The organism is Pseudomonas sp. G1002 (assembly GCF_013385455.1).
Lineage (GTDB): Bacteria > Pseudomonadota > Gammaproteobacteria > Pseudomonadales > Pseudomonadaceae > Aquipseudomonas.
Map to the genome: position 1 here is coordinate 392 of NZ_JACAPY010000061.1, position 5,669 is coordinate 6,060.

6 protein-coding genes are annotated in these 5,669 nt (G+C 58.9%); 3 read left to right on the forward strand and 3 right to left on the reverse strand.

The features are described from left to right. A partial coding sequence (locus tag HX801_RS31055; RefSeq protein ID WP_305729510.1) for an RNase A-like domain-containing protein occupies nucleotides 1-587 on the forward strand: 587 nt, incomplete at its 5' end. Further along, a complete protein-coding gene (locus HX801_RS31060) occupies nucleotides 584-886 on the forward strand; it encodes a contact-dependent growth inhibition system immunity protein (RefSeq protein ID WP_134326170.1) in 303 nt (100 codons plus the stop codon). The genes HX801_RS31055 and HX801_RS31060, both read left to right, overlap by 4 nt. Nucleotides 887-946: 60 nt before the next feature. On the opposite strand, the gene feaR is transcribed toward HX801_RS31060, so the two are convergent. From feaR to HX801_RS31075, 3 genes are all read right to left on the reverse strand, one after another. Further along, nucleotides 947-1,900 (reverse strand): transcriptional regulator FeaR, encoded by a 954-nt coding sequence (gene feaR / locus HX801_RS31065; RefSeq protein WP_102368612.1) that lies wholly within the window; start codon nucleotides 1,898-1,900, stop codon nucleotides 947-949. A 117-nt stretch (nucleotides 1,901-2,017) separates the two neighbouring features. Continuing rightward, nucleotides 2,018-2,602, reverse strand: a complete 585-nt coding sequence (locus tag HX801_RS31070) for a DUF3156 family protein (protein WP_177023374.1) — start codon at nucleotides 2,600-2,602, stop codon at nucleotides 2,018-2,020. Beyond that, the gene (locus HX801_RS31075) at nucleotides 2,583-4,082 is read right to left on the reverse strand and encodes an APC family permease (RefSeq protein WP_177023375.1); all 1,500 of its coding nucleotides are present in this window, start codon (nucleotides 4,080-4,082) and stop codon (nucleotides 2,583-2,585) included. Before HX801_RS31075 ends, HX801_RS31070 begins: the two co-directional genes overlap by 20 nt. 216 nt (nucleotides 4,083-4,298) lie before the next feature. Between HX801_RS31075 and HX801_RS31080 the strand changes: the two genes are divergently transcribed. Beyond that, nucleotides 4,299-5,627: a hypothetical protein gene (locus tag HX801_RS31080; protein WP_177023376.1), complete on the forward strand. Its 1,329-nt coding sequence runs from the start codon at nucleotides 4,299-4,301 to the stop codon at nucleotides 5,625-5,627. Nucleotides 5,628-5,669 lie beyond the last annotated feature (42 nt).

The following is a 5,669-nucleotide window of genomic DNA, read 5'->3' on the forward strand; positions in this document are numbered from 1 at the left end:
AAAGCGGGCTGCACTACAACCGTCATCGCTACTACAATCCGGACATTGGCCGCTACCTGACGCCTGATCCGGTGAAACTGGCGGGCGGGCTGAACGGATACCAGTACGTGCCCAACCCGACGGGGTGGGTGGATCCGTTGGGGTTGAGCTGTAAAGCTACAGCCTGCCCAGGCCAAATAGTCGCCGATGGGCCTTACAGCGAAATTGTTCCTGGTGGAGGTTTAGCTGCTCACGAAGCTGCCGGAGGACATTTGATGCAAAAGCACATTGGTAGAACTGACCAACAACTGGCAACACGTCTTAAAAATGAGCCTCATGTGCCCACGGCATCTACCTTCCCTGATCGCGCGACAGCCGAGTCAGCAATATCAAGCGTGATAGCAAGCAACAAAACTAAAATAAATTCGTTTGTTAAAGGAAAAGACAAAAAAATTGTTATTACTCAAAAGTCTCCTCAGCCAGTTGGAACTAGCCTGAAGCGAGGTGCAAAAAAAACCGTCCCCGGACGGGAGATTTACCTGATTTTGTTCAAAGATAAAAGCATGCCCAATGGCTATAGAATTCAGACCGGATATCCGAATCCATGAATAACGATTATTCACAACTGCAGCAACTTCTCGCGGGTTACTTCAATCAAGATTGGGTTGATGAGTTTGATAGTGCGGACAATGTGATTCTCAGCTTTATAGCTGAATCCTCAGCAGAAACTTTTAAAGCTGCACACCTCGAGTTAAAAGCTCTTTTACATGCCAACAAGACGGAGCAAGCGTTACAGCATCTTTTGTTCTCAGATATTGGCTGTGGCTACTATTATCCTCACGATTGGAAAAGCGGGAAATTGTGGCTGGAGCACATTGACGCGCTTTTGAGCCAAAGAGGCGAATAACTTCGATCTCTTAAGATATTTATAATAAAGAAGGTGCTCGGAAAGCCCCTTCTTCCTCCCCTACCCCACCTGCTGCAACCGCCCCGCCCGAAAATCCTTCGGCGACACTTCAAACTGCTTCTTGAACGAGCGACTAAAGTGCGCCGAATCCGTAAACCCCCACTTATACGCAATCGACGTAATCGACTCACTGCGCAAAAACGGGTTGGTCAGATCATCCGCACTGCGCTTCAATCGCGCCCGCTGGATATACCGGCACACGCTGTCATCCTGTTCCTCAAACAACCGGTACAAATGCCGCACCGAGATATTCAACCGACTCGCCAACCCCACCGGGCTAAGCCCTGGCTGGGTCAATGACTCATCAATCACCTTCTGCACATAGCTGCGCAGATTGCTGCCCTGCAACCCGCCACAATCATCGCGCTCATCGTCTTCCTGCTCAAACGCCGACCCCAGCAACGAGATAAACGCCGACTGCAACGCCTGCCCCTCCCCGACCGCGCCTTCGCCGTTCAGTGCGTCTTTGCACAGTTGATCCATCAACACATGCAACATGCGCCCGCAGGCTTTGCTCGAGGAGATTTTGCCGAAGGTCTTGGGCTGGTTGCCGAACTGTTTGCACACCTCTGCGCGGGACAAGGACAGGGACGCGTGTTCGATGAGCCCGAACGGGGTGATGTCGATGGAGCCCACCGAGTCCATCAATAACAGTTCGCCGGGGGCAAGCTGGAAGCTCTGGCCGTTTTGGGTGATCTGGCAGTAGCCGCTGCGCTGACTGACGAGGAAGCAGTGTTGGTCGTCATCGTGGTCGGCGCGGGCCTTGGGGCGCTTGATCAGGCCGGCGTTGGTGCGCAGGCTGGCCAGGGGCAAACCGCCGCGGGAAAAGGTGCTGATGCTGCCGATGAACAGCGAGCGGTTGAAGGCCAGTTCTGTGTCGAAGTGACCGCAAACCGCGCGCAGATCCCGGGTCCAGAGGTCCAGCCCGTCTTGCCCAATCTGTTGCATGCTCATGGTTGTTTCCACCTTGGCTTTTTGTTTTTGTCGGGCAATAGTTAACATGTTATCTATATGCGCGCAACAAGTACGTGTCTGCCAAGGTGGTTGCACTATTGATGCCAGATCCTGCGGTCAGTGGGCCTGTAATGCGCGCTGGAAACCGCTCAAGGCGTCCAGCAGCCAGGCACGTTGATCGCTGCTCAAGGCGATATAGCGCCGGAACGCCGGCATGCGATTGACCACCTCGCTGCCGCCCATATGCTCAAGCCGCACGCACCATTGGTGATCCACCAGGTCGATGCGCAGGCGCTTGAAGTCCAGCGGCATCAAGGCGCGATACAACGCACTGCCCTCCTGCAACTCGGCTTGCAGAATGCCTAAAACTTCCTTGTCTCCCGAGCGCTGCCGACAGCGGATTCCAGTGCGTCGGACGGCCCCGGTGTGGTGCAGTTCGAAGCTCGCCGTGCCCTGCTGCGAGGCAGGAATGCGCAGTACGAATTCGGTCATCACCAGGTGCATCAACAGTTGCGATTCGGTGCGCTCGACGATCTCCAGTTGCAGCCCGAGATTGTCCAGGGAAACCCGGGCCGTCGTCGGTCCGCACACCGCATAACCGGCGAGGCCAAGGTTGCGCCGCAGGTGTTCCAGCGTAACGCCGGGACGATAACCGGCAGGCGCGCGCCGGGCGCTGAACAGCTCAGACAGTTTTTGCAGCATGGCTGATATACCCGTTGTGCGGCTGACCTGGCTCATGGGCGAACTCCTTGGCCAACACCTCTTCCACCGAGGCGGGCTTGAATGGATTGACCTTCTGCACAACCAGCGTCCAGAACAACGCGTACGCCGCCGTGCACCCGAGCATTACGCCAAAGGGAATGTAGATGTCGGCGGGGTTCATGCCCGGCGGGGTGATAAACCACATGCCCAGCAGGATGCCGATGCTCGACAGAATCTGCGGCAGCGGAAAGAACGGCGAACGGTAGGCGCGAGGCAGATCAGGCCGGCGAATCCGCAGGATCACCACCGACAACGTCACCAGCAGATAAGCAAAACTCCAGGCGCACACGGCGGCCAATACCAGGTGCATGATGTTGTCGGTGTTGCCGCCCAGGTACAGCGCGTGCAGGCACGGAATCAGCATCGCCACCAGAATGCACAGCAACGGTGTCTTGAAGCGCGGGTGCAGGTAGGTGAAGACCTTGGGCAACGCGCCGTCGACGGCCATGCCGTACAGGATCCGTGGCACACCGGCCATCAAGGTGTTGATGGTCGCAGCACCGGCAAACAGGAAGCCGATGCCCAGCCACATCGGGCCGATGCTGCCCATCACCTGCTCGGCGAATTTCGGGATGGCCATCGGCGTATCCAGCAGGTGCACGCCGCCCGCCGCGTCGATCAATACGTTTTCCACCTGGCGTTTCATGGCCGCGCCATAGATGAACATGCACGTGGCCACCCCCAGCAGCCCCAGCACCATCGCCTTGGGCATCACCTTGGCCGAGTTGCGCAGGTCCGGCGCCAGCGGCGTGACGAACTCGCAGCCGACGAACATGAACATCGCCATGCCCACCAGCGACAGGATGGTGATCAGGTCGGTACCGACCAGGGATTCACCGAACCAGCCGTCCAGCTGCACCGCCGGGGCTGAGATCAGGCCCAGCACGCCAAACACCATCAAGGTGGTCCACATGCCGAACGTGAGGATGATCTCGGCCCGGCCGAACGCGCTGACGCCAAACGCATTGAGCACCCCGAACACAATCACGAAGCCCACTCCCAGCAACCACGAACCGCCGGCGGATTCCGCCAGGGTGTTGAGGTGCTCGAAATTCACCAGCGCCATCACGCCGGAGAGGATGGTTTCGGCGGTGCCGGCAAACACATGCACGATCAGGTACGCCGACAAGGTGCCGGTGATCGCAAAGAACCGGCCCATGCCGCAATTGATGTAGTCGTAGACCGAGCCGGTGGTGGGCAGGATCGAGGCGGCTTCGGCGAAGGTGGTCGCCTGGGCCAGCATCATCACCACCGCGATCAACATCGCCACCGCAAAGGCGCTGCCGCCGATGCCAAACCCCATGGTCGCGGTGAGGATCACCGGGCTGGCCATGATCAAGCCAATGGTGCTCGCCAGCGCGGTTGGAAAGCCCACCGTGCCGCGTTTCAAATGTTCGGTGAGCCGGTCGTTGATCGACATGGTGCAGATCCTCAAGAAGCGGATTTTTAGAAGTATTGGCACTCTGCGCCCGCCCTGGCTGATCGTCTTGCTCCTGGCTGCCGCCGGTTTTGTTGCTGCCTGCCACTGCTGCGCCACTGGCGGCCTGGGACAATTTCCTGGCACGCAGGGGAAAGACTTGGCCCGGTGGCGCTCGCCCTAATGCTCCCTCAATTCACCTTGTTGGGGACTATAACAATGCAGCACACACAACAAACCCGTCACCTGTACAGGGCCATCAGCCTGGGCGTCGCGCTGATGATCATCGACTCATCGGCCCAGGCGTTCGAGCTGTATGCCGATGACGACACCCAGGTCACCGGCAACTTCCTGGCGGTGTACGGGATGTTCAACAGCCGCAAGAACTACGACGGCACCACCGGCGGTTCCACCTGGCGTGAAGGTTTTATCAAGTATGGCTTGAGCGTCGACCAGCGCTTCGGCGCCTTGGGCAGCGTGTATGGCACGGCCAACCTGGTCAGCTCGGGCACCTGGGGTGATGGCGATGCGTCGGGCGTGACCACCGGCAGCGAGCGCACCACCAAGTTCGACGAAGCCTTCGCCGGCTGGCGCTCGGGGGAACTGTTTCCGGCACTGGGCAAGGATGGTGTGGACCTGTCGTTCGGCCGCCAGGTCATCATGCTCGGCGACGGTTTCATCATCAACGATGACGGCCCGAACTTCGGCAAGGGCGTGGATGACGGCAAGTTCAACCGGGGCGGCGCCTACTACATCGCCGCTCGGCATGCCTTCGATCAAACCGCAGTGCTACGCCTGGGTGGCAAGGACGGCGTGCATGGCAGCGTAATGTGGATCAAGTCCGACAACCGCGCCCAGGCCAACACTGAAATGGCCGCCGGCACCCTGGACTACACCGCCGCGCCCGGCACCCTGGGGTTGGCCTATATCCACGGCATCAGCGTCGACGACCGTTATGCCAATGACCTGCAAAAACAGCGCGCCGGGATGAACATCTACAGCCTGCGGGGCGCCGGTAATGCCGGGATCGAGAACGCGCACTTTTCCTTTGAATACGCCTGGCAGGACAAGGACGCCGGCCCGGAAAAGGCCTGGTACACCGAAGGCGGTTATACCTTCGCCGTGCTGCCGTGGTCGCCGGACCTGACCTACCGCTACAGCCGCTATTCGAAAAACTGGGATGCGATGTTTTCGGGCTTCAACCGTGGCTACGGCACCTGGGTGCAGGGCGAGGTGGCCGGCAATTATTCGGGGCCGTTCAATACCAACACCGAGGTGCAGCATGTGGCGTTGAAGGTCAAGCCGCTGGACAGTGTCACCCTGGGCGCGCTGTTCTTCGACTACAAGACGTTGAGCAAGGGCGGCATGCTCAACCTCGATGGGCGCGAACTGGACCTGTACGCGGAGTGGGCGGTGAACGAACACCTGATCGTTACGCCGCTGCTGGGTTTGTACAAGCCCAACAAGGATGAGAGCAACGGCGGCAACCAGGTGGGTGGCAATGGCACCAATCTCTATAGCCAGGTCACCGTGGCCGTGCCGTTCTAACACAGATGCAATGAGCTACCGAGATCACATGTGGGAGCGGGC

Excerpts from the sequence above, each read along its gene's own strand:
- HX801_RS31070 (WP_177023374.1), bottom strand. The coding sequence starts at position 2,602 with ATGCTGCAAAAACTGTCTGAGCTGTTCAGCGCCCGGCGCGCGCCTGCC.
- feaR (WP_102368612.1), bottom strand. The coding sequence starts at position 1,900 with ATGAGCATGCAACAGATTGGGCAAGACGGGCTGGACCTCTGGACCCGG.
- HX801_RS31075 (WP_177023375.1), bottom strand. The coding sequence starts at position 4,082 with ATGTCGATCAACGACCGGCTCACCGAACATTTGAAACGCGGCACGGTG.
- HX801_RS31060 (WP_134326170.1), top strand. The coding sequence starts at position 584 with ATGAATAACGATTATTCACAACTGCAGCAACTTCTCGCGGGTTACTTC.
- HX801_RS31080 (WP_177023376.1), top strand. The coding sequence starts at position 4,299 with ATGCAGCACACACAACAAACCCGTCACCTGTACAGGGCCATCAGCCTG.